Origin of the sequence: Enterococcus sp. AZ078, from assembly GCF_051714985.1 — a bacterium.
Classification (GTDB): Bacteria; Bacillota; Bacilli; order Lactobacillales; family Enterococcaceae; genus Enterococcus_B; species Enterococcus_B hirae.
This window is the reverse complement of record NZ_JBIOSW010000001.1, coordinates 2,398,675-2,424,214: the sequence shown is the minus strand read 5'-3', so window position 1 is coordinate 2,424,214 and position 25,540 is coordinate 2,398,675. Positions and strand designations below refer to the sequence as shown.

Sequence of the window (25,540 nt, the reverse complement as noted above, 5' to 3'; positions counted from 1 at the left end):
GCTTTTTATCACAAATAGCCGTGCTTATAAATCTTCGTAGATAGGTGGATGTTCAAGGTATTCTAAAATCTTGATGAAATCTAAAAACGATAAGATCAATGTTGTTGTGTTGACATTTGGATGAAATCCTACGGTAGAGGTTTGATCAATGGCTGAGTCAATGACTATTTGAATCGCTTTTTCTTGATCATGCATCAATGCAAAAGGTGTAACAGTACCGGGAGCTACCCCTAATAAATCAAGGAGCTGTTCTTCTGAAAGAAAAGACAAACGCTTCTCATTCAGCTGTTCTGCAAGTTGTTTCAAATTTGCCTGCTTTTCATCAGGTAAGATAACAAGATAAATTTGTTTCCCTTTTTTTGCTTTTAATACGAGATTCTTCACTTGAGGTCCTGGTAGTGTAAATGGCAGATTTTTGACAGAAGTAATCGGTGGATGATCCACCTTTTGATAGGGAATGCCTAGTAAATCAAGTAATTGATAGGCTTCTTTTTCAGTAGCCAAAACCATCGATTGATCGCTTCCTTTCTTTTTCTTTCATTCATTATAAAAAAATAATTGACAAAAGAAAAATAATCGTGTAAATTACACGTAAGTTAAAATCAACGACATCGAAAAGAAGAGTAGCGATTAAATGTTTGAAGAGAGTCTCTGGCAGGTGGAAAGAGATAGCAGTTAATGGTGAAACACATCTTGGAGTCGATTTTCTGAAATACAGTAGGAAAATCCGGGAAGCCCGTTACAGCTGCGGTCATTGCTTGATGACCAGATAAGGTTAGTTTCCGTGAGGGACTAGCAAAAAAAGGTGGAACCACGTAATTTACGTCCTTTGGTCATTTGACCGAAGGACGTTTTTTTTTATTTTCGTGTGAAGTAAATGTCCAACAACAATTACTTTTGTTTTACCTCATTTTCTGGAATGACTGCGTGAGGTTTCTTTTGTGAAAAAGAAACAAACAGAGGTGGGAACACGTGTGATGCGTCCTCTTGACGAGAGTCAAGGGGATTTTTTTATTTAAAAGGAGGAAGAAAGAAATGAATTATTTGCTGGAAGTCATGCCACAACTATTAGTAGGGGCTCTTACAACGTTGAAATTATTTATTTTTACCTTGATTGGTTCATTGCCATTAGGGATCATTTTAGCATTAGGGTTGTCTTTACATTTTAAACCAATTCGTTATATCTTGCAGACCTATGTCTGGGTCATGCGTGGTACACCGTTATTACTACAATTGATTTTTGTTTTTTATGGATTGCCAACGATCGGGATCGTCTTTGACCGTTTTGAGGCAGCATTATTGGCTTTTGTTTTAAATTATGCCGCTTATTTTGCTGAGATTTTTCGTGGGGGGATTCAATCGATTCCCCAAGGACAATATGAAGCTGCGCAAGTGTTACAGTTGAGTCCTTTTCAAACCGTCACAAAAATCATTATCCCACAAGTGACAAAAATCGTTTTACCATCGGTTGGGAACGAAGTGATTAACTTAGTGAAAGACTCTTCATTGATCTATATCTTAGGACTAGGAGACGTTATGCGAGCAGGGAAGATTGCGATGGAACGTGATGCAACATTGCTACCATTACTAGGTGTGGCTTTCATCTACCTGGCACTAACCGGTATCTTAACGATCATCATGAAACAAGTAGAAGGAAAATTAAACTATTATCGCTAGGAGGAATGGACATGATTGAATTAAAGAAAGTAAGTAAAGCATTTGGAGAAAAGAAAGTAATCAACGCGTTAGATCTAGTCATTCCAGATGGTCAAACCATGGCGATCGTCGGTCCTTCTGGTGGAGGGAAAACGACACTTTTGAGAATCTTAGCAGGATTGGAAAAAGCAGACAGTGGGGAATTTTATCTGGATGGTGTAGCCTTTGACCCATTTGAATTGAAAACGAAAGAGCAAGTCGTAGGTGTTGTTTTCCAAGATTTTCAACTGTTTCCACACTTAAGTATTTTTGACAATATCACTTTAGCGCCTAAAATGGTGTTAAAGCAATCGAAAGAAACGTATACGAAAAAAGCACAGGAATTAGCCGATTCACTTGGCATCAGTGATTTACTTAACAATTATCCTTATCAATTATCTGGCGGTCAAAAACAACGGGTAGCGATCGCACGTGCCTTGGCAATGAATCCTCGAGTTCTTGCTTATGATGAACCGACAAGTGCCTTAGACCCTGAGCTGCGACAACAAGTAGAAAACTTGATCGTCTCATTGAAGGCAGAAGGTGTGACACAAATCATCGTAACCCATGATTTGGTGTTTGCGGAAAATGTGGGAGATCAACTCGTGAAGGTCATCCCAAACAAGTAAGAAGGAGGGACACTTGATGAAAAAAATCAGTTTGCTACTTGCGATAGTTGCAGGGATCGTCTTTCTTTCTGGTTGTAGGAATGAAAAGACAGATAAAGACAATTGGTCAACGATTCAATCAGAAAAAAAGATCATCATCGGGTTAGATGACACCTTTGTACCGATGGGGTTTCGTGATAAAGAAGGAAAACTAACAGGTTTTGATATTGACCTTGCTAGAGCAGTTTTTAGAGAATATGACATCAAAGTCGTTTTCCAACCCATTGACTGGTCCATGAAAGAGTTTGAATTGAATAATGGGACGATTGATCTCATTTGGAATGGGTATACTAAAACAGCTGAAAGAGCAAAAAAAGTCCAATTTTCAAAACCTTATATGCAAAACGAACAAGTCCTGATCACTACGAAAAAATCAGGGATCACCAGCTTTGCTCAAATGAAGGACAAAATCCTAGGAGCTCAAAATGGTTCTTCTGGTTATGATGCCTTTATCAAACAACCAAAAATATTAAAAGATATTGTAAAAAATCAGGATGCTGTTTTATATGATAGCTTTAATGAAGCATTGATCGATTTGAAGAGTGGACGGATCGATGGGTTATTGATGGATAAAGTATATGCTGGTTATTACTTGAAGCAAAAAAATGAGTTGGATCAGTTCAATATGATCAAAGGGGATTATCAAAGCGAAGATTTTGTCGTGGGTGCCCGAAAGAAAGACAAGGAATTAGTGAAGAAAATCAATGAAGGGATTGCGGAATTAGAAAAAACAGGAGAATTCCAACAAATCTCAGACAAATGGTTTGGTGAAGACGTGACACCCGTTCAGAAGTAAACAGGCAATCTAACATCATTGAGTGTCTTAAAAAGAAGCGTGGTAATTTGAGTGTCTCTCAGTTCACACGATAAAACCTATGAAATTAACCTGCGCCAAATGAATAAGCAAGAATTTTTGAAACACATATTTTAAAAAATTCTTGCTTATTTTTTGTCTGAAAAATTCCAATGATCATAAAATTGTTCAATGATTGATTTCTCCTTTTGTATTGAAAGGGGTTTCGTGTTATCCTTTTTTAGTAAGGATTGAAGCAAGAAAGGAAGAGATTGATGGAACACCAAAAATTAACTGAATTTCCCCAAGATTTTCTTTGGGGATCAGCCTCAGCGGCTTATCAAGTTGAAGGAGCCTGGCAAGAAGACGGCAAAGGAGAATCGGTCTGGGATCGTTTTGTCCGTATTCCAGGGAAAACTTTTAAAGGAACAAACGGCGATCTAGCGGTTGATCACTATCATCGCTTTAAAGAAGATATTGCTTTAATGAAAGAACAAGGATTGAAAGCGTATCGTTTTTCAGTTGCTTGGACTCGCATTTTTCCTAATGGTCGTGGGGAAATCAATCAAGCAGGGTTAGCTTTTTATGAAGAGCTGATCGATGAGTTGATTGAAAACGGGATTGAACCAATGTTGACATTGTATCATTGGGATCTTCCACAAGCCTTGCAAGATGAGTATGCAGGTTGGGAATCACGCCAAATCATTGAAGATTTCACTAATTACGCTGAAACATTATTTAATGCTTTTCGAGGAAAAGTCCATTATTGGATCAGCTTGAATGAACAAAATATTTTTACTTCACTAGGCTATTTATTAGCTGCTCATCCACCAGGTGTTACTGATCCGAAACGGATGTATCAAGTGAACCATATTGCTAACTTAGCAAATGCAGCAGTGATCAATAAGTTTCATGAATTAGGAATGCCAGGTAAAATCGGTCCAAGTTTTGCTTACACACCTAATTATCCGATCAACAGCGATCCTAAAAATATTTTAGCTGCAGAAAATGCGGAAGATTTGATGGCTCATTACTGGATGGATGTCTACATGTGGGGCAAGTACCCGATTGCCGCTATGAAATTTTTAGAAGAACGTGGCTGGGCACCTGAGATGGTTGAAGGAGACGCAGAACTGCTTGAATCGGCTAAACCAGACTTCTTGGGGATCAACTATTATCAAACAGCGACTAATGCCTTTAATCCGTTGGATGGTGTAGGAGCTGGCAAAATGAATACCACTGGGAAAAAAGGATCTTCTGAAGAAACAGGCGTCCCAGGGATGTACAAAAAAGTCGACAATCCTTTCGTTGAACGTACGAATTGGGATTGGGAGATCGACCCAGAAGGATTGAGAATCGCTTTAAGACGGATTACGAGTCGCTACCGGATGCCTGTATTGATTACTGAAAATGGTTTAGGGGAATACGATGAATTGACAGAGGACAAAAAGATCCACGATGAGTATCGTATCGCTTACCTTTCAAGTCATGTCAAAGCGATTAAAGAAGCGATCTCAGATGGTGCTGAAGTCCTTGGCTATTGTACGTGGTCTTACACTGATCTGTTAAGTTGGTTGAATGGCTACCAAAAACGCTATGGATTTGTTTATGTCGATCAAGATGAAACTCAAGCAGGATCATTGGATCGCTACAAGAAAGATAGTTACTATTGGTACCAACAAGTGATCAAAGAAAATGGCTCAACGATCTGACCTTTTTGATAGTAAACGTTCAGGGAAATAAAGCGTGATCGTTTTTTTCTAAAAATAGAAGCAGTGAGGATAAAACTTTCCAGCTTCATTGAGTTCACAGAATGAACCAAATGAATTGAATGAACCGAAATTCCCAAAAACTTTCTTGGTTTTTGTGGAATTTCGGTTTTTTTATCATAGTTTCTCGATAGGGGTGCAGGATCTAGCCATTGGTTATTTGAAAAAGTTTCTTAAAGTATTTGGTATAAATACAGGGTTCGAAAAGAAAAACTTTAAACTTAGAAACAAAACTTTTGTTCCCTCGCTTTTTTTTGTATAATGGAACTTGATGAAATGAGGGATAAAAATGGCAAAGAAAAAACGTCCTGCAAAGAAAAAGAAAAAGACGAAAAAGCAACAACAGCAGCAGGAACAACTTCTTGCGATCAGTATCGGATTTGCATTGATCTTATTTGCCGTATTTGGCTTTTTAAAACTAGGTTTTTTAGGTATTTTAGTGGCAAATGGTTTTCGGATCATTGCAGGGAACACTTATCAGCTTCTCTGTATATTATTAGCTATTTTAGGTTTTTGGGTCGTTGTAAAAAATACCGATTTTAAAATCGGAAAAAGCCGTCGGTGGTTTGGAGGCATTCTTTTTTACTTAGGAATTCTTCTCTTTTTACATGCCCATCTATTCGGAAAACTCCATAGTGGCGAACCAAACATTCTAGGAACCACTTGGGATCTGTTAGCAAGTGACATCCAGCATGCTCGAGTCAGCAGTAATGTTGGTGGTGGGATGGTTGGAGCAGCACTCTATAATTTTACGTATTTCTTGATTGCTCAACCTGGTAGTTACTTTGTTGCCATTTTATTATTAATAAGTGGTGCAATTTTATTTAGCAATATCGAAGGCTATCAATTAGTCAATAGCTTGCAAGTGATGGGAGAACGAATGCAAGAACTGCTGGAAGGAGATCCTGCAAAGCAAGCGAAGAAACAAGCGGCGAAAGAAGAACGGCAAAAGCAACGAGCGAAAGCACGAGAAGAGAAAAAATTAGCAGCAAAAGAAGCGGCAGAAGCTGAGATTGCTGAGCTGGAAAAACGTCGTTCCGCTGAACAACAAGCAAAGTCTGCGCCTTCTTATGAAAAAATAGCAGATGATGAACCCGAACAACTCAGTTTTGTACCGATCGATAGTTTTCAAGGAACTGTCCCATCTGCGACAATGGATATGCCAAAAGCAGAGCCAACGGTCACAACGCCTACTGCATCTGAACCGTTAGAAGCAGAGAGCTTAGAAGATGATGGGACAGCATTAGAATTTGAAATCGAAGCAGAGCAGGAAAATCAAGATTATGAATTACCGTCAATCGATTTACTCGATTCAGTAAAAACGACGGATCAAAGTGACGAGTATAAAAAAATCGAGAAAAATATCGGAGTCTTGGAACAAACTTTTCAAAGTTTTGGCGTAGATGCGAAAGTTGTTAAAGCAAGTTTAGGACCCTCTGTGACAAAATTTGAAGTCCAACCAGCAGTGGGTGTCAAAGTAAGTAAAATCGTCAGTTTAACGGATGACATTGCATTAGCATTAGCGGCTAAAGATGTTCGGATGGAAGCACCGATCCCAGGTAAATCATTGATCGGAATCGAAGTACCGAATAGCAAGATCAGCATGGTGTCATTTAGAGAAATCATCGAAGCGCAACCCAATCATCCAGATAAACTGTTAGAAGTGCCATTAGGAAGAGATGTTTCTGGGCGAGTCCAAACCGCAGACCTTTCTAAAATGCCTCACTTATTAGTAGCCGGATCGACAGGTAGTGGGAAATCGGTAGCTATCAATGGAATCATTACCAGCATTTTGATGCGAGCAAAACCCCATGAAGTCAAATTGATGATGATCGACCCCAAAATGGTGGAATTGAACATGTACAATGGGATTCCTCATCTTTTGACGCCAGTTGTGACTAACCCGAGAAAAGCTGCTCAAGCGTTGCAGAAAGTCGTTCAAGAAATGGAAGAACGTTATGAAAAATTCGCTGCTACTGGTGTTAGAAATATTACTGGTTATAATGAATTTGTCCAACAAAAAAACTTGGAAAATGGAACGAAACATCCTACCTTGCCATTTATCGTGGTGATCGTGGATGAATTAGCTGACTTGATGATGGTTGCCAGCAATGAAGTCGAAGATGCTATTATTCGTTTGGCACAAATGGCACGGGCAGCGGGAATCCATATGATTTTAGCGACCCAACGTCCAAGTGTGGATGTTATCACAGGGATCATCAAAGCAAATGTTCCTTCTCGTATGGCATTTGCAGTCTCTAGTGGAACGGACTCACGTACGATCATTGACTCCAATGGTGCGGAAAAGCTTCTCGGACGTGGGGATATGCTCTTCTTGCCAATGGGTGAAAACAAACCGATACGGGTTCAAGGTGCGTTTATTTCTGACCACGAAGTAGAACGAGTGGTCAACTTTGTAACAGATCAACAAGAAGCACATTATGAAGAAAAAATGATGCCTTCTGATGAAGTAGAATCAGGCGGTACCGCAGAACAACCACAAGATGAATTATTTGAAGAAGCTAAAGCACTTGTCATTGAAATGCAGACAGCAAGTATTTCATTATTGCAAAGAAGATTTAGAATTGGTTATAATCGGGCAGCACGCTTAGTCGATGAATTAGAAGCACATGGCGTAGTAGGACCTTCAGAAGGAAGTAAGCCAAGAAAAGTCTTCATTGAGCAAGTCGAAGAACCAATGGATATGATGCCAACGGATCACGAAACATAGAAAAAGTGCGTATGTGCTTGTCAGTTCTAACAATGAAACCGAAGAAACGCCAAATGTAATTTTGGGTGTTCTTCGGTTTTTTTATGAGATTGATCACTTATTCATAAAAATCAAAAAAACGATAGCTAAAAAAGGAGGAGCATTCATAAACAGCCTAAGATTTGGTATCTTTGTTTTGTGAACTATTGCATTAGTTGTGAGAATCAGTTATAGTATGTAGCGATACTTTGAAAAAAAGAGGGAAACGATTTTGGAAAAACAATCCATTTATGGTTTAACAATCGAAGAATTAACCAATTGGTTTTTAGAAAACGGCGAAAAAAAATTCCGTGCCGCCCAAGTGTGGGAATGGCTTTATCAAAAGCGTGTCAAAGACTTCTCCGAAATGACCAACTTGTCAAAAAACTTGATAACAAAGTTAACGGATCAGTTTGTGATCAATCCGTTAAAACAAATAGTGGTTCAAGAAGCAACGGATGGCACAGTCAAATATCTATTTGAATTACCAGATAAAAATATGATCGAAACAGTCTTGATGAGACAAGAATATGGATTATCTGTATGTGTGACGACACAAGTCGGCTGTAATATTGGTTGTACTTTTTGTGCAAGTGGTCTGTTAAAAAAGAATCGAGATTTGACAGCTGGAGAAATCGTGGCACAGATCATGATGGTTCAACACTATTTTGATGAACGACAAGAAGGAGAAAGAGTGTCCCATGTGGTTGTGATGGGCATTGGCGAACCGTTCGACAATTATGATAATGTCATGAACTTCTTACACATCATCAATGATGCCAAAGGGTTGGCAATTGGCGCACGACACATTACTGTTTCAACAAGTGGTTTGGCAAATAAGATCAAAGAATTTGCTGATAATGGGTTGCAAGTCAATTTAGCGATCTCATTACATGCACCAAATAACGATATTCGGACCTCCATCATGCGGATCAATCGGAGTTTCCCAATTGAAAAATTGATGGCTGCAGTAGATGAATATCTTGAAAAAACCAATCGACGAATCACGTTTGAATACATCATGTTGAATCAAGTCAATGATCGTCCGGAGCATGCACAACAATTAGCGGATCTACTAAAAGACAAAAAGAAATTAACGTATGTGAATTTGATCCCTTATAATCCAGTCAGTGAACATGACCAATACTCTCGAAGTCCTAAAGCAGATGTGCTGAAATTTTATGATGTATTGAAAAAGAATGGTATCAATTGCGTGATCCGTAAAGAACACGGTACAGATATCGACGCTGCGTGTGGTCAATTACGGAGTAAACAAATGAAAAAAGAAAAAGCAACGACTAAATAGCATTAGCTAATATCCAACATCCATGGAGAAGAAACAACAAAGACGACAAAGCCTTATGCTTTGTCGTCTTTTGCTGAGTTTTCTTAGAACCTCAATTTACTGTTTGTTCTTGCGGTTCATCCCAATGCCATACAATATACATGAGAGAACAAAACAGGATAATGCATACAGAATATCTTTTGTCACGTTCAAGACAGCAAGACTTGAGATGATTGATAATGATAAAAATAGTAACAGTTTCCGATCCTTCATAAGACTCCTCTATTATTTAGTAATTCTGCATACATTCTGATGCGTATAATCATTGAATCCTTTTTTATGCAAGTGAGGGGATTGAATGGAAACTAATGTTCCTAATCTGTCCCATTCGTTAGTGATTCGTTGCATGATTGTTTGTAAAGGGGTGTTATTGATCCTAATCATAATACTATTTATTTAGCCATGGATGAAAAAGCTATTTGTTAACGATTGGAGTCTATTAGTAAATTAATAATTTTTATAAGAAATGATAGTTCATCAATTTATTCTTGAAATGTCAGTTAGCACAGCTGTTTCAAAAAATTCTTTCTTATTGTCATCGGAGCTACCCGATGTTTTTACGACCTCTGATTCACGGCGTTCAAAGAGCTGCCCTTCGGTATTAAGTCAAAAAATCTCAAAACATGAAAAGCTGTTTCGAGATTTTCATCCTTAATACTCAGGGTAAACCGCTCTTTTCACGACCTTAAGCATAAACTTTTCTTTTTTCTTTCTAGTACTGCTAAAATAGGCAGAAAAGGGAGGGATAGCGATGATTATCAGTGAGTTTGATCGTGAGAATATTGTCTTGCGAGATCAGCTTGCAGATCTTTTAAGATTGACTTGGCCTGATGAGTATGGGACAGAGCCGATGAAAGAAGTCGAACAGTTGATGGCTCCAGAACGGATTGCTGTATCGGCGATTGAAGGGGAGGAATTGGTCGGTTTTGTTGGAGCGATCCCTCAATATGGCAAAACAGGGTGGGAGTTACATCCTTTGGTAGTAGCAAGCACACATCGCAAACAACAAATCGGGACACGATTGGTTTCCTACCTGGAAAAAGAAGTCTCTTCATATGGTGGCCTGGTCATCTATCTAGGGACAGATGATGTTGAAGGACAAACAAATTTAGTTGAAACGGATTTATTTGAAGATACCTTTGCAAAGTTACAAGAAATCAAAAATATCAATCATCATCCCTATACATTTTATGAGAAACTTGGCTATCAGATCATCGGTGTGATCCCAGATGCGAATGGGTGGAACCAGCCTGATATTTGGTTAGCAAAACGAGTGGCCAAAAAGGAGCCAACGGAATAAATTAAGACACTAATATTAGAGAAATGAACGATCCATTTTGTTCTCTAGTATTAGTGTTTTTTTGTTAGAATAAAAAATTATAATCTTTTTATGAGCTAAATCCGAACATTATAGCTGTTTTTACGATTTCTTTTTTTTTGATGAAAATTATTTTATTTTTTTATCAAGTAGAAATAAAACCTTATAAAATAAGTGTATTTTCAGAAAAGAACAATAAATATTTCACTATAATGACATTATTTTAAAAAAAACCGAGAAAAAAGTATTGCTTTTTTAATAATTATTCATTAAAATCTTAAACAACTCAGAAAAAACTAATTATTCTGAAAATTTCGACAAAAGGGGTACGGGAAATGAAAAAGAAATGGGCATTTAGTGTTGTAGCCTTGAGTGGGCTGGTACTTGCAGGCTGTTATGGCGGAAGTGCAAATACAAAAAGTAGTAATTCAGCGAGTGGCAACTCTACAGATGGAGGCGGAGTATTCAATTTAGTCGTACCTCAAGAAATGCCAACAGCAGATTTATCGTTAGCAACGGATACAATTAGTTTCACTGCATTAAATAATGTGTATGAGGGAATCTATCGTTTAGATAAGGATAGTAAACCACAACCAGCAGGAGCGAGTGAACTGGCAGAAGTTAGTGAAGATGGGTTGACTTACAAGATCAAATTGCGTGAAGACGCTAAATGGTCCAATGGTGATCCAGTAGTTGCGGCTGATTATGTTTATGGTTGGCAACGTACAGTGGATGCTGCCACAGCTTCTGAATATGCGTATCTTTTTGCTCCAGTAGCGAATGCAGAAGAAATCACAGCAGGCAAAAAAGATAAATCAGAATTAGGAATCAAAGCAGTAGGCGATCATGAATTAGAAATCACATTAACGAAACAAACGCCATACTTCCAATATTTACTTGCTTTCCCATCATTCTTCCCGCAAAAACAATCAGTGGTGGAAGAAAACGGTGATGCTTACGCTTCAGCAAGTGATAAAGCAGTATACAATGGACCGTTTACCTTAACAGATTTTGACGGACCAGGGACAGATACTGAATGGTCATACAAGAAAAATGATAATTATTGGGATAAAGATGCAGTGAAGTTATCTGAAATCAAAGTTAGCGTGGTCAAAGAATCTTCTACAGCGTTGAATCTCTTTAAAGACGGACAAGCAGATGACGTCATCCTTTCAGGGGAACTCGCTCAACAAAATGCGAATGATCCAGCATATACGTCAGTCAAAGAAGCACGTACAAGCTATATTGAGTTGAACCAACGTGAAGCTGATTCACCATTTAAAAATGTCAACTTAAGAAAAGCTATTTCATACTCAATCAATCGTGATGCGCTAGTGAAACAAGTTCTAGGAGATGGTTCGGTTGTATCGACTGGCTTGATCCCAGCGGACATGTCTAAAAATCCAGAAACAAATGAAGATTTTGCGAAAGAAGCAGGCAAACTTGTTTCTTACGATAAAGACAAAGCAAAAGAATATTGGGAAAAAGCGAAAAAAGAACTTGGCATTGATTCCCTTGAATTCAATTTGATGGCTTCAGATGATGATGCATCGAAAAAAGTGATCGAGTATATCCAAAACTCAATCCAAGAAAATTTAGATGGCGTAAAAGTTAAACCAACACCAGTCCCATTCTCTGTTCGTTTAGACCGTTCATCTTCAGGTGATTTTGATACTGTATTAGGCGGTTGGGCAGCAGACTATGCTGATCCAAGCAGCTTTACGGACCTATTTGTTGCAGGTAACTCTTATAACCGTGGGCAATGGAGTAATGCGGACTACGACAAAGTAGTAGATGACTCAGGGAATAAAGATGCCGGCGATGAGCAAGCACGTTGGGCGGATCTACAAGAAGCAACTAAAATCATGGCAGACGATATGGGTGTGATCCCAGTTTACCAAAAAGCAGAAGGACACTTAGTCAATGAAAAAATCAAAGGAATTGTCCACCACGCTGCAGGAGCTTCATGGGATTACAAATGGACTTATGTAGAAGAATAGGCAAACATTAAGACAAAAAAAGCGGACTAGAGATTAAGGCAGTTGTCTTAATCTCTCTCCACTTTTTAAAGGTTACGTATCATAGAAACGAAAAAATCACCAGCACGATAGAAAGAGCAAGCAAGATTCCGGCAATGATCAGCCAAAAGGTATACATACCATAGCTGGCAGACGAGAGTGAAGAAAATTCTGGTTTTTTCTTGCGGTTTCTTGTTCGGGCTAAATAGATCGATCGTTGAAAATGATCAAAGAAACCCGAGGAAAAAACCCATAAAAATCCGCCGATAATCAAAAACGGCATCGCACATAAAAATAAATCATTTGATAATTGAGTGAGTGTTAGTTGATGATTCAAACTATTTTTTACAATAATCAGGAGAATCAAGACACCAGCAATCAGGTAGGGAAGAGACTTCTTTTTCATCAGTTTGCTCCTTTATCTTTGGTTCATTCATTAATAATGTAGCGAAACATTTGTCAGAAGTCAAAAGCTAGGGGGAAACATTAGTGAATAGTTATCTAAAATATGTATTGAAACGTGTCTTCTTTATGGCCATTACGCTTTGGTTGATTGCCACAATCACGTTCTTCTTAATGCAATTATTACCAGGCACACCTTATACCAACCAAGAGCGTTTGAGTCCTGAAACGATCGCTATGTTGAATCAACAAGTTGGACTGGATAAACCTGTGATCGTCCAATATGGTATTGACTTATCAAATTTACTTCAAGGAGATTTCGGTATCTCTTTCCAATTTAAAAATCAGCCTGTTGCTCATTTATTAGCTGGTAGAGTAGGTCCTTCATTACAACTAGGACTACAAGCGATTATTTTTGGAACAGTGATCGGTACAATCTTAGGAACGATTTCAGCAATGAAGCAAAACACTTGGGCAGACACTTCTTCCACGTTGGTTGCTATTTTGGGTCGCTCGATCCCTAACTTTGTTTTTGCAGTCTTATTACAATATATTTTTGCGATCCGCTTGCATGTACTGCCGATTGCTAAGTGGGACGGCTTCATTTATACGATCCTTCCAACCATTGCATTAGCTATGTCACCTTTAGCCGATTCAGCTCGTTTTATCCGAACAGAAATGGTCGAAGTATTACACAGCGATTATGTGGAATTAGCGAGAGCCAAAGGATTAAGCCGTTGGGAGATCGCCTTTAAACATGGTCTTCGTAATAGTTTGATCCCGTTAATGACATTGTTAGGACCGTTAGCAGTTGCTTTGATGACTGGTTCGTTAGTAGTCGAAAATATTTTTGCCATCCCCGGTATTGGTGAGCAATTCGTTAAATCGATCACGACGAATGATTATCCAACGATCATGGCAGTAACGATCCTTTACTCATTTATGTTGATCTTTGTGATTTTAGTCGTTGACCTGCTGTATGGTTTAGTTGATCCAAGAATCCGTGTTTCAGAAGGGAGTCGAAGCTAGATGGAACTGATACCAAAACGTTATGAAACAATAGCAGATATTCCTGCAGATAAATTTCTTCCGCTACAAAAAAACACTGAAGAAGAACGAGAACAAATTGCAGCTCCATCGCTAAATTTCATTCAAGATTCTTGGCGACGTTTAAAGAAAAACAAAGCCGCAGTCGTTTCGATGATTTTACTATCAGTGATCATTTTGATCTCGATCGTTACGATCTTTGTTTCGCCACACAACCCAACGGCACAAAATATTGATTACATCAATCTACCCCCACGTATTCCAGGGTTAAATATCGATGGATTGAATGGAAAAGCGATGGTTGGTGGTGAGTTAGTCGATAAATATGCCCAAGCAAATGTTCCAGCAAATGTGAATTTCTTTTTAGGAACGGATGGTCTAGGACGTGATGTATTAAGTCGGCTATTCATGGGAACACGAATTTCCTTACTGATCGCTTTTATTGCTGCATTATTAGATGTGACGATCGGTGTTGCTTATGGGCTGATTTCTGGTCTGCTAGGCGGACGAATCGACAACGGAATGCAACGTTTCTTAGAGATCTTATCTGGGATTCCTAATCTGGTAGTCATGATTTTAATGTTGGTTGTTTTTGAACCAGGTATTTTTTCCATCGTGGCAGCAATGGCGATCACGAACTGGATTCCGATGGCTCGTATCGTTCGAGCGCAAACCCTGAAACTGAAAGATCAAGAATATGTGTTAGCTGGTATGACATTAGGTGAATCGAAATTGAAAATTGCCTTCAAACATATTTTACCGAACATTTCCAGTGTAATCATCATTCAAATGATGTTTAGTATTCCATCGGCAATTTTCTTTGAAGCCTTTTTAAGTTTCATTGGATTGGGGCTAACGCCACCATCTGCTTCATTGGGAACAATGCTGAGTGATGGCTATAAAACTTTCTTGTACCTGCCATATCTATTATGGATCCCTGCGGCAACGTTATCTGTTATCATGATCGGCTTCAATTTACTAGCGGACGGATTACGTGATGCCTTTGACCCTAAAATGAAAGAGTGAGGAATATGACAAAAGTTCTTGAAGTTAAAAATTTGCAAATCTCATTTGATACGTACGCTGGGAAAGTCCGAGCGATCCGTGGTGTCAATTTTCATTTAAACAAAGGCGAGACTCTAGCAATTGTTGGAGAATCTGGTAGTGGGAAATCAGTCACTACCAGAAGTATCATGAGATTGTTATCAAGTAATGCTACGATCGATTCGGGCGAGATTTTATTCAAAGGAAAAAATATTGTCGATCAATCAGAAAAAGCCATGCAAAAAATTCGTGGGAAAGAAATCGCAATGATTTTCCAAGATCCAATGACTTCTCTCGATCCTACGATGACGATTGGGAAACAAGTGGCTGAATCCTTGCGAAAACACAATAAAGTTTCGAAAAAAGAAGGACAAAAAGCAGCATTGGAATTACTAAACTTAGTCGGGATTCCTGAGGCTGAAAAACGGATCAACAGTTATCCTCACCAATTTTCAGGAGGACAACGGCAACGGATCGTTATTGCGATTGCGTTGATCTGCTACCCGGAGATCTTGATCGCTGATGAACCAACAACTGCATTAGATGTTACGATTCAAGCCCAGATTTTAGAACTGCTAAAAGAAATCCAAACGAAAATCGATACCTCGATTATCTTCATCACACATGACTTAGGTGTAGTAGCAAATGTAGCGGATCGGGTAGCGGTGATGTATGGCGGAAAGATCATTGAAGTCGGTACCTCGGAAGAAATTTTTTATCATCCGCAACATCCTTACACTTGGGGCTTGTTAGGTTCGATGCCGACCTTAGATAGTGCAAATGAACGGCTTTATGCGATCCCGGGTTCACCACCTGATTTATTGAACCCACCTAAAGGCGATGCCTTTTATCCACGGAATGAATATGCCTTGCAGATTGATGCAGAAGAAGAACCACCATTTTTTGAATTATCAAAAACACATCAAGCAGCAACTTGGCTTTTAGCACCTCAAGCACCAAAAGTAGAGCCACCTGAAGAAATCAAACGTCGTTGGGCGATTTTTGAAGAAAAGCAAAAAGCGAATGGAGGGATGACGAATGCCAAAAAAACTGCTAGAGGTTAATGGTTTAAAACAATATTTCAATATTGGGAAGAAAAATGAAGTTCACGCAGTCAATGATATTAGCTTTCATATTTATGAAGGGGAAACCTTTGGCTTAGTTGGTGAATCAGGTAGTGGTAAATCAACCACTGGGCGGACAGTCATTCGCTTAAATGAACCGACCGATGGCGAGATTTTCTTTGATGGAAAAGATGTCACCAAGCTAAAAGGAAAACAAGAAATGGCTAAGTTTCGCCGTGAGGTTCAGATGATCTTCCAAGACCCTTATGCATCATTGAATCCCCGAATGAAAGTTCGTGACATCATTGCAGAAGGGATCGATGTCAATGGATTGGTCAAGTCTCCTGAAGAACGTTCAGAAAAAGTAGATGAGCTTCTTCGAACGGTAGGATTGAATCCGAGCCATGGTACACGTTACCCTCATGAATTTTCAGGAGGACAACGACAACGGATCGGTATTGCACGTGCCTTAGCAGTTAATCCTCGTTTTATTATTTGTGATGAGCCGATTTCGGCTTTAGACGTATCGATTCAAGCGCAAGTGGTCAATTTATTACAGGATCTGCAAAAACAACAACAACTAACGTACTTATTCATTGCTCATGATTTATCTATGGTCAAACATATCAGTGATCGGATCGGTGTCATGCACAACGGTCGTTTATTGGAAATGGGAACAAGTGATGAGATTTACCATCATGGCGTTCATCCTTATACGGAAAGTTTATTATCTGCAATTCCACTACCAGATCCCGATCATGAAAGACAGCGGAAAAGAATCAAGTATCAACCAGAACCAGAAGATGGGCAAAAACGGACATTAAGAGAAATTGCCCCAGAGCATTTTGTCTATGCGACAGAGCAAGAAGTGGCTTATTACGCAAAAAAATTGAAACGGCAAAAAGAAGCGAGCTTACTTGTGACGTCTTAGGAGGTAAGTGCTGATGCTAAAAGCCTTTAAATTCCGAATTTATCCCACGGCTTCACAAAAGCAATGGTTTGTTCAAAATTTTGGCTGTGTTCGTTTTACGTATAACCACTTACTAAAAGCCCGTCAGGAAAGCTACGCTAAAACAGGTGTCATCGATTATACACTGACTCCTGCTTCTTTAAAAAAGCAATATGATTTTTTAAAAAAAGCAGACAGCTTAGCGCTTGCGAATGCACAACTAAATCTAGATCGTGCGTTTCGTAATTATTTTAAAAAACGTGCCAGTTTTCCAAAATTGAAAAATAAAAAAAGTATGTGGCAGTCTTATACAACAAATAATCAAAAAGGCACAATTTATTTGAAAGATAAGTATCTAAAACTGCCAAAACAGAAAGAACTCATTCAGGTAAACCTCCATCGACCAATCGAAGGAGAGATTCGTTCAGCGACGATCTCCTCACGGTATAATGAAGCTTTTTATGTTTCTTTACTCTGTGAGGTTTCAGCGAAAGAAATAACAGAGTCTCGTCGTTGGATCGGTGTGGCTTATGATCCGCAAAAACTAATCGAGACATCCTCTCCAGTTGATGTACCATTACCATTGTTGAAAAAAACTGAAAAAGAAATGCAGCTGGCTAAGAGAAAATTAGGGATTAAGGGACGGGCAGCTCAGAAACGAAAAGCTCGTTTGGAACGATCGAAGAACTATCAAAAACAAAAGCGTAAAGTAATGGATCTTTATTTAAAACAAAAATTTCAAAAAGAAAATTATTTGGAACAGTTATCTGGCAAATTGATTCGTTATTATGACTATTTGTTTGTAGAAGCTGTCCCTAATGAAACTTTCTTGTCAGACTTCTCACTTCAAGATTGGTATAAATTAGTGACTAAGTTGAGGTATAAAGCAAACTGGTATAACAAAACGTTGATTTTGATCAATATGAATGAACAAACCGATCCTTTAGTGATTAAAAAAAGTCTAGAACTAGAAAAAATCGGGAAACAAGTGATTTTTGAATAAATGAACTGGTAGGAGCGCTAGGGATCGCCTTGTTGATAAAAAACACTTGCTGTTTTTGTTTCTAGGAATTTTCTTCTCAAGAAAAGCTCACTAATTATGATAAACCAAACAAGGAGGTAATGACCTTTCTGGCTAACCTCTAAAATAAGCCGAAGAATACCAAAAGCATTGCTTTTGTGTAATTCTTCGGCTTATTTATGAGAAGTATTTATCCATCAGATGGTCATTAATGGGTGATTGCTCAGGTATTAATGATTGCAGAAAAATCCAATAAAAATCTTTGGTATTTCAGCTTTCTGAAATCTTCATCTTATTCATAGTTTCCAGGCTTCAACTGATAAATCTTGGATGGACGACCAATTCCTACTGGTCGTTCACCAATTTCATCAAAATATTGCAGCATCGCTTTTTTGAAATTTGAATGATCAATCATTTTAAAATCGATCCCTAAAAACTTTGCAAATACTTTTCGGGCTTCTGTGATCGTAAAATCTTTACCTAATACTTGTAAGACTTGTGGTTCATGTTCCATTTTATTTGTCACTCGATTAAATGCTTTCGTAATGATCTCACTATGGTCAAATGCTAAAGTATCTTTGCCAGAAGATTCACTTGTCAGTAAATCTAAAGAAATAGCAACTTCATCACTCGTTAGATGGATTTTGTTTCCTTGGCGTGTCAAGGTAAACCATCGGACTTCTTCTGCATCGTCACCAGCAATCAACGGTTCTTCACCAATAAAAGCCAAGTAACTGACAGTCACGACCCAGCCTCGAGGGTCTCGGTTCGGTGTGCTGAAGGTGTGTAGCTGCTCAATATTTTCCTGAGAAATCACGACACCCGTTTCCTCTTTGGTTTCACGTAAGACACTTTCACCAGTGGATTCATTCTTTTGGACAAAACCACCTGGTAAAGCCCATGAATTTCGGTAGGGATGCCCTTTTCTTTGGATCAGTAAAATTTTTAACTGGTCTTCTTCCTTGTTGTAACACATCAACACGATATCAACAGTCAAAGAAGGTTTGTCATATTCTGGGCGTTCTTGCTTTTGATACCAGTCAAGAAAATCAGCTTCACTTGCTTCATGTTCATAATATAACTTTTCCTCTTCTTTAGAAGCAAATTGTTTCATCTTTTAACCTCCTGATGACGTTCTTGTTTAAATATACTTTTATCTTATTTTAGCAGACTCCAAAAAAAAACCAAAGTTTTCCTTGGAGAAAGACTTCTATACTTAGATAGGGAATAAAAACGGTAGGAGTAAATTGAAGAAGAAGAAAAGTAAATAGATTAGTAACAGTTTTCTATTTTCTTCACGAAGCGTTACATACCCACAAAAAATGATATAAAAATTGAGAACAAAACGAAAAACTTGGGTAAATAAAAGAAACTGATTCAAGCTTCCTTGGAGGTTAAAATAACCATATAATCGTATATAAAAATAGCTGAACAGCCAGTGTAACACTGAAAGCAGTGCAATACTGATTGTAAAATAAAGATGTTTTTTTTGCATAAAATTTCAGCCTTTCTTGGACAATGAACTGTCTATTAGTCGTAAACATAAACAACCTATTTCAGATCCACTTGCTTTTGGGTTGTTATAAAAAGGTTTATTTAGAAGGGAGAACGATGTATTCTTCCTATAAGCAGCTATTAAGTCGAAGCTATGTTTCGTCAAAATAAAACAACGGAACTGCTACAAGATTCCGTGACATTGTGAGAGATAACCTACATGTAAACATGCTGCTTACTAAAAACGAAACTTACTGATTCCTAGGTTTCTTCTCACACACTATTAATTATTATAGCATGTTTTACTAGGAAAATAATAAAGAGGAAAGGCATTTGTTAGAGGGTAGCGAAAAAATCGTCGCAGTCTTTTTGATTTATGGTATACTAGCAAGGAAATGAATTCGCATCATGCGATAAAGGAGGAAGAGCCCCATGGCAGAAAAGGAAACTTTTTATATTACGACGCCAATCTATTATCCAAGTGGCAAACTGCATATTGGTAATTCGTATACAACGATTGCCTGTGATGCAGTTGCACGTTATAAGCGATTGATGGGCTTTGATGTGTTTTATCTAACTGGGGTGGATGAACACGGTCAAAAAATAGAAAAAAAAGCAGCAGAATTAGGTGTTGAACCACAAGCCTATGTCGATAAGATGGCTGCGGATGTGAAAAAACTTTGGAAAACGCTGGATATCAGTTATGACAAATTCATTCGAACAACGGATGATTATCATAAAGCGGCTGTTCAAAAAATCTTTGATCGTCTAGTTGAACAAGGCGATATTTATCTTGGCGAATATGAAGGCTGGTATTCTGTTTCGGATGAAGAATTTTTCACTGAAACACAATTAGCAGAAGTTTATAAAGACGAAGAAGGAAATGTAATCGGTGGGAAAGCTCCAAGTGGGCATGAAGTCGAATTAGTCAAAGAAGAATCTTATTTCTTCCGTATGAGCAAATATGCTGATCGTCTTTTAGAGTATTACCAAGAGCATCCTGAATTTATCCAACCAGAATCTCGTAAGAAAGAAATGATCAATAACTTTATCAAACCAGGGTTAGAAGATCTTGCTGTTTCCAGAACGACATTTAGTTGGGGAATCCCTGTGAAAGACGACCCTAAACACGTCGTTTATGTTTGGATCGATGCGTTATCCAACTATATTACTGCATTAGGTTACGGTTCTGATGATGATAGCTTATTCCAAAAATATTGGCCGGCAGATGTCCATATGGTTGGAAAAGAAATTGTCCGTTTCCATACGATCTATTGGCCGATCATGTTGATGGCATTAGATTTACCGTTACCGAAAAAAGTCTTTGGTCACGGTTGGTTGTTGATGAAAGACGGAAAAATGTCTAAGTCAAAAGGAAACGTGGTTTATCCAGAGATGCTAGTTGAACGTTATGGTCTCGATGCGCTGCGTTACTATTTACTTCGTGCTGTTCCATTTGGTTCAGATGGCGTATTTACACCAGAAGATTTTGTTTCTCGGGTCAACTATGACTTGGCGAACGATCTTGGAAACCTATTGAATCGTACCGTTGCAATGATCAATAAATATTGTGATGGGATCGTTCCTGACTATGCTTTTTTAGTGACGCCTTTTGATAGTGAATTATCAACAACAGCTGCAAATGTCGTCGGACGATATCATGATGCGATGGAAAAAATGGAGTTCAATACGGCATTAGCTGAAATTTGGGTCTTGATTTCTCGTGCAAATAAATATATCGATGAAACAGAGCCATGGGTTTTAGTCAAAGACGAGGACAAGAAAAAAGAATTAGCGAGTGTAATGATCCATCTAGCAGAATCATTACGGATCACTGCGATCTTATTGCAACCGATCATGACAGAAACGCCAATTAAAATCTTTAATCAATTAGGACTAGACCCAGAAACGATGAATCTTCAAGGTTTGCACTTTGGCGAATTTCCTTCTGGAACAAAAGTGGTTGCTAAAGGTACACCAATTTTCCCACGGTTGGACATGGAAGAAGAAATCAGCTATATCCAAGCGAAAATGTCTGAAGGAACCCAAACGAATGAAGAATCAGTGAAATGGGACCCCGAAGAAACTGAGCTTGTTTCAACTAAAGACAAACAAATCAAATTTGATGTATTTGAAAAAGTGGAATTAAAAGTAGCTGAAGTCATCAACTGTCAAAAAGTTGAAGGAGCAGATAAGCTATTGCAATTCCGTTTAGATGCGGGAGATAACCAAGACCGCCAAATTTTATCAGGTATCGCTGAATTTTATCCTGATCCAAGTGAATTGATCGGCAAAAAACTAGTGATCGTAGCGAATTTGAAACCACGTAAGATGCGTGGACAAATCAGTCAAGGGATGATTCTTTCTGCAGAAGCACCAGATGGCACGTTACAAGTAGTCGAAGCGCCAAAATCAATGCCAAATGGTTCAGAAATTGGGTAAGATGAACATCTATATGATTTAGGTCAATAATCAGTAAGCGTGAATGGTGAGCCAATCATCATAAAAAGTAATGTAGTCAAATGATGCTGGTAAAGAATAATCTTAGAATAATTTGGACAGAAAGAAGAAATACTTCTTTCTGTCTTTTTTATTTGGTTAGTTTTATCCTGACGAATCATAAATCGTCGCAATAATTGTCCTTCTAACAAATAATCCTAGAGGGGACGACAAATGACAATGTGGATATTCTTCGGGCGTGTATTGAAGAGTATCTTTGCCAATCAATTAAATTTACCATTATATTTTTTGGGGTTAAATTATTTTCCTCAAAATAGATAATTAGGTTTAGAATATTTAAAGTCCTTCGATAAGCTGAGTATAAGCCATTTTGAGTCCTCCTATGAATTGATTCGTCAAATTAATTCTAAAGGATTCCAGGTGTCTTTTTTACCCTTTTACATCATAAAAAAGATGTTGGCGAATTTCATCGACATCAAAGTTCATCTTGTTACAATTAAACTACCATGATATAATTTAAGTAGTGTATTTGTAACGAAAGAAGAGGTAAGTAAATGCAAGATAAATTGAAAGAATTGTTGGCTATTCGCGATGGAAATTTATCTATGAAGGAAGCCAGAAAATTTGGAATCGCAGCAACTACTGTACAAAGATTGGTGAATAAAGGAAAATTGATCAAAGTTGATCGTGGTTATTATGTAGAGGATGGTCATGGAATAGATGATTTATTTTGGCTTCAGCAACGATTTTCCAGGGGAATCTTTTCTCATGAAACGACTTTAGATATTTACCAGCTTTCTACGAATATGCCGAAATTCATTCATTTAACTTTTCCCCATGGATACAATGTTGATCGTTCAATTACAAAAGAGCAGCAGTTACAATTTCATTTCGTGAAGAAAGAAGTTTATGAGCTAGGAAAAGTAGAGGGAACTTCCTTCCAAGGGAATCCTATTACTATGTATGATAAAGAGCGTACACTTTGTGATATTTGGAATCCGAGATATGAAATTGAATACGAAATGAAATTAGCAGCATTAAAAGAGTACATGGAAGATCCATTGAGAGATCCGAGCAAATTAAGAGATTATATGACAAAACTACATGTAGAAAAAGAAATGAAATACCACATGCAAAGCTTATATTAATGGAGGGAAAAGATGACACCGACACAATTTGCATCAAAAACCAGAAATTTAGCAAAGAGTACAGGGCTAAATGCACAGTTAGTACAACGGCATTTTATGATGGATCGTTTAATTGAACAAATTTCTGAATCAAAGTACAAAAATGACTTCATTTTGAAAGGTGGCTTTTTATTAGGATCAAAATATGGAATCGATAGAAGGACAACAATTGATATCGACACGACATTTAGAAATAGCAAATTAACTGAAGAAAAATTGAATAATATTTTTAATGATTTGATTAGGAAGCCCACGAAAGAAGGTATTGTTTTCTCTATTCAAGGAATGAAGGAAACAAGAGAAGCCGATTTTTATCCTGGATTTCAAATTAAATTGGTGGCTAATTTAGAGAAAGTGCGTGTGCCGTTTAAAATGGACGTGACAACAGGAGATTCTATTTATCCTGAAGTAGATACACACTATCACCAATTAATGTTTGAAGATAAAAAAGTGGAGATTCCAGCTTATCCAACAGAACAAATTATTGCAGAAAAGCTAAGTGCTACGTTCAGCTTTGGTACAGATAATTCGAGAGTAAAAGATTACTATGACTTATTTACCATACCAAAATTAGAAAATATTGATACGAAAGAGTTATATAAAAGTGTTCGAAATACATTCACAAAACGTGGAGATACCGAATCTTTGTCTTTTTATTATGAAAGAGAAATGGAAAAGATCAGAGGAAACGACTACTTGGAAGAACAGTGGGAAAAATATCGTTCAGTTAACACGTTTGCGAAATCCATTTCATTTACAGATACAGTCAACGAAATTGAGCACCTAATGAGAAGCATGATTAAAATTGAAAATTGAGAAACGAAGAGATTAAGCTGATAAATAATGTAACTTTAGAACGTATAGTACCATAACTAAGTTGAGCAATAGGAAATAAATCGCTAGTTAGTATTAGTACCAAATTGTGCTAAATTCTTATTTGGCAGTTATGTGAATCGCAAACTATTTTTACTATATATAATTCTAATGAACTGAAATATATTAAAAAAGATACACTTGGGAAATTTATTTCTTAGGAGGGGATTGTCATAAAGCAAATAGAGTTAGAAAGAATTGATACTACAGAAGCAGTAAAAATGTTTTCAAAATTAATTAAAGAAAAATAGACATTTTTTTTAAATGGAACTTGGGAATCTGGAAAAACTGAATTTTTAAATAGGGTAAGCAATCAAGCAGAAGAAAAAAATTTTATATTTTTAAAATTGTGGGAGTTGAAAGATGAGATTGTCGATAGTCATTCAAGAATGTCGTTTTGGACACACCGACATTTTTGAATGACTATTGACAGTATTTATCAAAATTAGGACTTATTAACTTGATTTTAAACTGACGAAATTAATAATAAATTAATTAGGAGAATAAGCGATATAAATATTTTTTAAGCGAGGGTATTCGATTAAATCGATAGTAAACACTCCATCGTATGGGATAAGTTTATTTGATTTCAAAGATTTATTTTTTGTTTTATAGAGGCTAACTGTCATTTCGTCAGCACCACTTTCTACATAATACCCAGCTTCATTTCCTGTGATATGTAAAATAATTTTTAATTGATGTTCTTCAAGAAAAACTTCCTTTATTTCATGTTTCTTTAAGGTGGAAATTTCAGAATTTTTTGGAAGAACATCCTTAACAAAACTTATCGTAGGTTTTTTTGGATATAAAAGAAAAATGATAGTCCCAATAGCCACTAATAGTAATCCAGCCAAAATAACAGAGATCTTTTTTATCTTTTTTTTCTTTGTTAAATCATTATCCACGGCTTCCATTATTTTTTGATCTTCATTCAAAAGATAATCAAGAGATACACCTAAAACATTAGATATATCAATAATTGTTTGAATATCGGGATAATTTCTACCAATTTCCCAATTTGAAATCGCTGAACGACTTACATTTAACTGTTCAGCCAAATCCGCTTGGGTCAAATTCATTTTCTTCCTTTCTTGTTTTAACAGTTTTCCAAATTCCATAAAAACCTCCTATATTTCTTTTTCCTTTTTAATTATATTTAAACATAAAAAGAGGTACAATTAGTCAGAAATTGTGGAATATGACCATTATCATGATGTCACAGATTGTGACTTCATACAATCGAGATAACTAAGTTTTTGTAAACGATTTTAAAAGACGGAAAATAACAAAGCTGATATTTATGTAAAATGAATCAATTTTTAGGAGACTATTTTATAAATATGTAATACTTGTTCTAATCATATGATTAGCATTAAATAAACGAGGATGTCCATACGCCATTTTCTCTCTATTTTTTAGGTTGACACAATTAAGTTTTAAGAATATACTCTAAACGAATTGAATATTTCTTCGGGGCAGGGTGTAATTCCCGACCGACGGTGACGAGTTTACTCGAAGTCCGTGACCCACATTTTTGTGGTTGAGCCAGTGAGAATCTGGCACCGACAGTTAAAGTCTGGATGGGAGAAGAAAAATCGACTGAAGATCGGTTTTATTTGTATTAAAATCGATTATCTTTAGGTT

At 37.3% G+C, this 25,540-nt stretch carries 22 protein-coding genes, 1 riboswitch and 1 other annotated feature; of the genes, 16 read left to right on the top strand and 6 right to left on the bottom strand.

The genetic code is table 11. The features are described from left to right. Positions 1 to 24: 24 nt before the first annotated feature. Positions 25 to 510, bottom strand: coding sequence for a prolyl-tRNA synthetase associated domain-containing protein (locus IGJ18_RS11330; RefSeq protein WP_438843338.1), 486 nt, complete (start codon positions 508 to 510; stop codon positions 25 to 27). Positions 511 to 602: 92 nt separating this feature from the next. Then, positions 603 to 833 (top strand) — a binding site (T-box leader). A 202-nt stretch (positions 834 to 1,035) separates the two neighbouring features. On the opposite strand from IGJ18_RS11330, the gene IGJ18_RS11325 reads away from it, so the two are divergent. From IGJ18_RS11325 to rlmN, 6 genes are all read left to right on the top strand, one after another. Beyond that, entirely contained in the window at positions 1,036 to 1,677 is a 642-nt protein-coding gene (locus tag IGJ18_RS11325; protein ID WP_010720797.1) for an amino acid ABC transporter permease, read from the top strand. 11 nt (positions 1,678 to 1,688) lie between these two features. After that, positions 1,689 to 2,324, top strand: coding sequence for an amino acid ABC transporter ATP-binding protein (locus tag IGJ18_RS11320; RefSeq protein ID WP_010720796.1), 636 nt, complete (start codon positions 1,689 to 1,691; stop codon positions 2,322 to 2,324). A gap of 16 nt (positions 2,325 to 2,340) precedes the next feature. After that, complete coding sequence (locus IGJ18_RS11315; RefSeq protein WP_010720795.1) at positions 2,341 to 3,159, top strand: amino acid ABC transporter substrate-binding protein; 819 nt, start codon at positions 2,341 to 2,343, stop codon at positions 3,157 to 3,159. A 272-nt stretch (positions 3,160 to 3,431) separates the two neighbouring features. Next, complete coding sequence (locus IGJ18_RS11310; protein ID WP_010720794.1) at positions 3,432 to 4,868, top strand: glycoside hydrolase family 1 protein; 1,437 nt, start codon at positions 3,432 to 3,434, stop codon at positions 4,866 to 4,868. A 346-nt stretch (positions 4,869 to 5,214) separates the two neighbouring features. After that, entirely contained in the window at positions 5,215 to 7,656 is a 2,442-nt protein-coding gene (locus IGJ18_RS11305; RefSeq protein WP_034700630.1) for a DNA translocase FtsK, read from the top strand. Positions 7,657 to 7,906: 250 nt separating this feature from the next. Continuing rightward, on the top strand, positions 7,907 to 8,980 hold the full coding sequence (rlmN, locus tag IGJ18_RS11300) for a 23S rRNA (adenine(2503)-C(2))-methyltransferase RlmN (protein WP_438843337.1): 1,074 nt from the start codon (positions 7,907 to 7,909) through the stop codon (positions 8,978 to 8,980). A gap of 264 nt (positions 8,981 to 9,244) precedes the next feature. Here the strand turns inward: rlmN and IGJ18_RS11295 are convergent, their stop codons facing one another. Continuing rightward, complete coding sequence (locus tag IGJ18_RS11295) at positions 9,245 to 9,403, bottom strand: hypothetical protein (protein WP_325821887.1); 159 nt, start codon at positions 9,401 to 9,403, stop codon at positions 9,245 to 9,247. 367 nt (positions 9,404 to 9,770) lie between these two features. Between IGJ18_RS11295 and aac(6') the strand changes: the two genes are divergently transcribed. Beyond that, positions 9,771 to 10,319, top strand: a complete 549-nt coding sequence (aac(6'), locus tag IGJ18_RS11290; RefSeq protein ID WP_438843336.1) for an aminoglycoside N-acetyltransferase AAC(6')-Ii — start codon at positions 9,771 to 9,773, stop codon at positions 10,317 to 10,319. 353 nt (positions 10,320 to 10,672) lie between these two features. Beyond that, positions 10,673 to 12,337, top strand: coding sequence for a peptide ABC transporter substrate-binding protein (locus IGJ18_RS11285; protein ID WP_010737154.1), 1,665 nt, complete (start codon positions 10,673 to 10,675; stop codon positions 12,335 to 12,337). Between the two features lie 79 nt (positions 12,338 to 12,416). On the opposite strand, the gene IGJ18_RS11280 is transcribed toward IGJ18_RS11285, so the two are convergent. Further along, positions 12,417 to 12,761 (bottom strand): DUF3899 domain-containing protein, encoded by a 345-nt coding sequence (locus IGJ18_RS11280; protein WP_010720788.1) that lies wholly within the window; start codon positions 12,759 to 12,761, stop codon positions 12,417 to 12,419. 83 nt (positions 12,762 to 12,844) lie between these two features. Here IGJ18_RS11280 and opp3b point away from each other — a divergent pair, with 83 nt between their 5' ends. From opp3b to IGJ18_RS11255, 5 genes are read left to right on the top strand one after another with little or no spacing between them, the layout of a single operon-like run. Beyond that, on the top strand, positions 12,845 to 13,786 hold the full coding sequence (gene opp3b / locus IGJ18_RS11275) for an oligopeptide ABC transporter permease (RefSeq protein ID WP_438843335.1): 942 nt from the start codon (positions 12,845 to 12,847) through the stop codon (positions 13,784 to 13,786). After that, entirely contained in the window at positions 13,787 to 14,830 is a 1,044-nt protein-coding gene (locus IGJ18_RS11270) for an ABC transporter permease (protein WP_010737155.1), read from the top strand. Between the two features lie 5 nt (positions 14,831 to 14,835). Beyond that, a complete protein-coding gene (locus IGJ18_RS11265) occupies positions 14,836 to 15,912 on the top strand; it encodes an ABC transporter ATP-binding protein (RefSeq protein ID WP_010720785.1) in 1,077 nt (358 codons plus the stop codon). Beyond that, positions 15,887 to 16,843, top strand: a complete 957-nt coding sequence (locus IGJ18_RS11260; RefSeq protein ID WP_010720784.1) for an ABC transporter ATP-binding protein — start codon at positions 15,887 to 15,889, stop codon at positions 16,841 to 16,843. Before IGJ18_RS11265 ends, IGJ18_RS11260 begins: the two co-directional genes overlap by 26 nt. 13 nt (positions 16,844 to 16,856) lie before the next feature. After that, positions 16,857 to 17,864, top strand: a complete 1,008-nt coding sequence (locus IGJ18_RS11255; RefSeq protein ID WP_034700625.1) for an RNA-guided endonuclease TnpB family protein — start codon at positions 16,857 to 16,859, stop codon at positions 17,862 to 17,864. Positions 17,865 to 18,174: 310 nt separating this feature from the next. On the opposite strand, the gene IGJ18_RS11250 is transcribed toward IGJ18_RS11255, so the two are convergent. Beyond that, positions 18,175 to 18,996, bottom strand: a complete 822-nt coding sequence (locus IGJ18_RS11250; RefSeq protein ID WP_010737158.1) for an NUDIX domain-containing protein — start codon at positions 18,994 to 18,996, stop codon at positions 18,175 to 18,177. A gap of 102 nt (positions 18,997 to 19,098) precedes the next feature. After that, a complete protein-coding gene (locus IGJ18_RS11245) occupies positions 19,099 to 19,377 on the bottom strand; it encodes a hypothetical protein (RefSeq protein ID WP_081128502.1) in 279 nt (92 codons plus the stop codon). A gap of 431 nt (positions 19,378 to 19,808) precedes the next feature. On the opposite strand from IGJ18_RS11245, the gene metG reads away from it, so the two are divergent. The 3 genes from metG to IGJ18_RS11230 all read left to right on the top strand — a co-directional run bounded on the left by metG (position 19,809) and on the right by IGJ18_RS11230 (position 23,839). After that, positions 19,809 to 21,818, top strand: coding sequence for a methionine--tRNA ligase (metG, locus tag IGJ18_RS11240; protein WP_438843334.1), 2,010 nt, complete (start codon positions 19,809 to 19,811; stop codon positions 21,816 to 21,818). A 572-nt stretch (positions 21,819 to 22,390) separates the two neighbouring features. Then, positions 22,391 to 22,984 carry a type IV toxin-antitoxin system AbiEi family antitoxin domain-containing protein gene (locus IGJ18_RS11235; RefSeq protein WP_010737159.1) on the top strand — a complete coding sequence of 198 codons (594 nt, stop codon included), beginning with the start codon at positions 22,391 to 22,393 and terminating at the stop codon, positions 22,982 to 22,984. 12 nt (positions 22,985 to 22,996) lie between these two features. After that, entirely contained in the window at positions 22,997 to 23,839 is an 843-nt protein-coding gene (locus IGJ18_RS11230; RefSeq protein ID WP_438843333.1) for a nucleotidyl transferase AbiEii/AbiGii toxin family protein, read from the top strand. 548 nt (positions 23,840 to 24,387) lie between these two features. On the opposite strand, the gene IGJ18_RS11225 is transcribed toward IGJ18_RS11230, so the two are convergent. Next, positions 24,388 to 25,014: a helix-turn-helix domain-containing protein gene (locus IGJ18_RS11225; protein WP_242690833.1), complete on the bottom strand. Its 627-nt coding sequence runs from the start codon at positions 25,012 to 25,014 to the stop codon at positions 24,388 to 24,390. A gap of 344 nt (positions 25,015 to 25,358) precedes the next feature. Beyond that, positions 25,359 to 25,492: riboswitch (FMN riboswitch) on the top strand. Positions 25,493 to 25,540: the final 48 nt, after the last annotated feature.

Excerpts from the sequence above, each read along its gene's own strand:
- IGJ18_RS11245 (WP_081128502.1), bottom strand. The coding sequence starts at position 19,377 with ATGCAAAAAAAACATCTTTATTTTACAATCAGTATTGCACTGCTTTCA.
- IGJ18_RS11305 (WP_034700630.1), top strand. The coding sequence starts at position 5,215 with ATGGCAAAGAAAAAACGTCCTGCAAAGAAAAAGAAAAAGACGAAAAAG.
- IGJ18_RS11250 (WP_010737158.1), bottom strand. The coding sequence starts at position 18,996 with ATGAAACAATTTGCTTCTAAAGAAGAGGAAAAGTTATATTATGAACAT.
- IGJ18_RS11330 (WP_438843338.1), bottom strand. The coding sequence starts at position 510 with ATGGTTTTGGCTACTGAAAAAGAAGCCTATCAATTACTTGATTTACTA.
- IGJ18_RS11225 (WP_242690833.1), bottom strand. The coding sequence starts at position 25,014 with ATGGAATTTGGAAAACTGTTAAAACAAGAAAGGAAGAAAATGAATTTG.
- IGJ18_RS11230 (WP_438843333.1), top strand. The coding sequence starts at position 22,997 with ATGACACCGACACAATTTGCATCAAAAACCAGAAATTTAGCAAAGAGT.
- IGJ18_RS11325 (WP_010720797.1), top strand. The coding sequence starts at position 1,036 with ATGAATTATTTGCTGGAAGTCATGCCACAACTATTAGTAGGGGCTCTT.
- IGJ18_RS11295 (WP_325821887.1), bottom strand. The coding sequence starts at position 9,403 with ATGATTAGGATCAATAACACCCCTTTACAAACAATCATGCAACGAATC.
- IGJ18_RS11280 (WP_010720788.1), bottom strand. The coding sequence starts at position 12,761 with ATGAAAAAGAAGTCTCTTCCCTACCTGATTGCTGGTGTCTTGATTCTC.
- IGJ18_RS11310 (WP_010720794.1), top strand. The coding sequence starts at position 3,432 with ATGGAACACCAAAAATTAACTGAATTTCCCCAAGATTTTCTTTGGGGA.
- IGJ18_RS11270 (WP_010737155.1), top strand. The coding sequence starts at position 13,787 with ATGGAACTGATACCAAAACGTTATGAAACAATAGCAGATATTCCTGCA.
- IGJ18_RS11260 (WP_010720784.1), top strand. The coding sequence starts at position 15,887 with ATGCCAAAAAAACTGCTAGAGGTTAATGGTTTAAAACAATATTTCAAT.
- IGJ18_RS11285 (WP_010737154.1), top strand. The coding sequence starts at position 10,673 with ATGAAAAAGAAATGGGCATTTAGTGTTGTAGCCTTGAGTGGGCTGGTA.
- IGJ18_RS11255 (WP_034700625.1), top strand. The coding sequence starts at position 16,857 with ATGCTAAAAGCCTTTAAATTCCGAATTTATCCCACGGCTTCACAAAAG.
- IGJ18_RS11315 (WP_010720795.1), top strand. The coding sequence starts at position 2,341 with ATGAAAAAAATCAGTTTGCTACTTGCGATAGTTGCAGGGATCGTCTTT.
- IGJ18_RS11320 (WP_010720796.1), top strand. The coding sequence starts at position 1,689 with ATGATTGAATTAAAGAAAGTAAGTAAAGCATTTGGAGAAAAGAAAGTA.
- metG (WP_438843334.1), top strand. The coding sequence starts at position 19,809 with ATGGCAGAAAAGGAAACTTTTTATATTACGACGCCAATCTATTATCCA.
- IGJ18_RS11265 (WP_010720785.1), top strand. The coding sequence starts at position 14,836 with ATGACAAAAGTTCTTGAAGTTAAAAATTTGCAAATCTCATTTGATACG.
- IGJ18_RS11235 (WP_010737159.1), top strand. The coding sequence starts at position 22,391 with ATGCAAGATAAATTGAAAGAATTGTTGGCTATTCGCGATGGAAATTTA.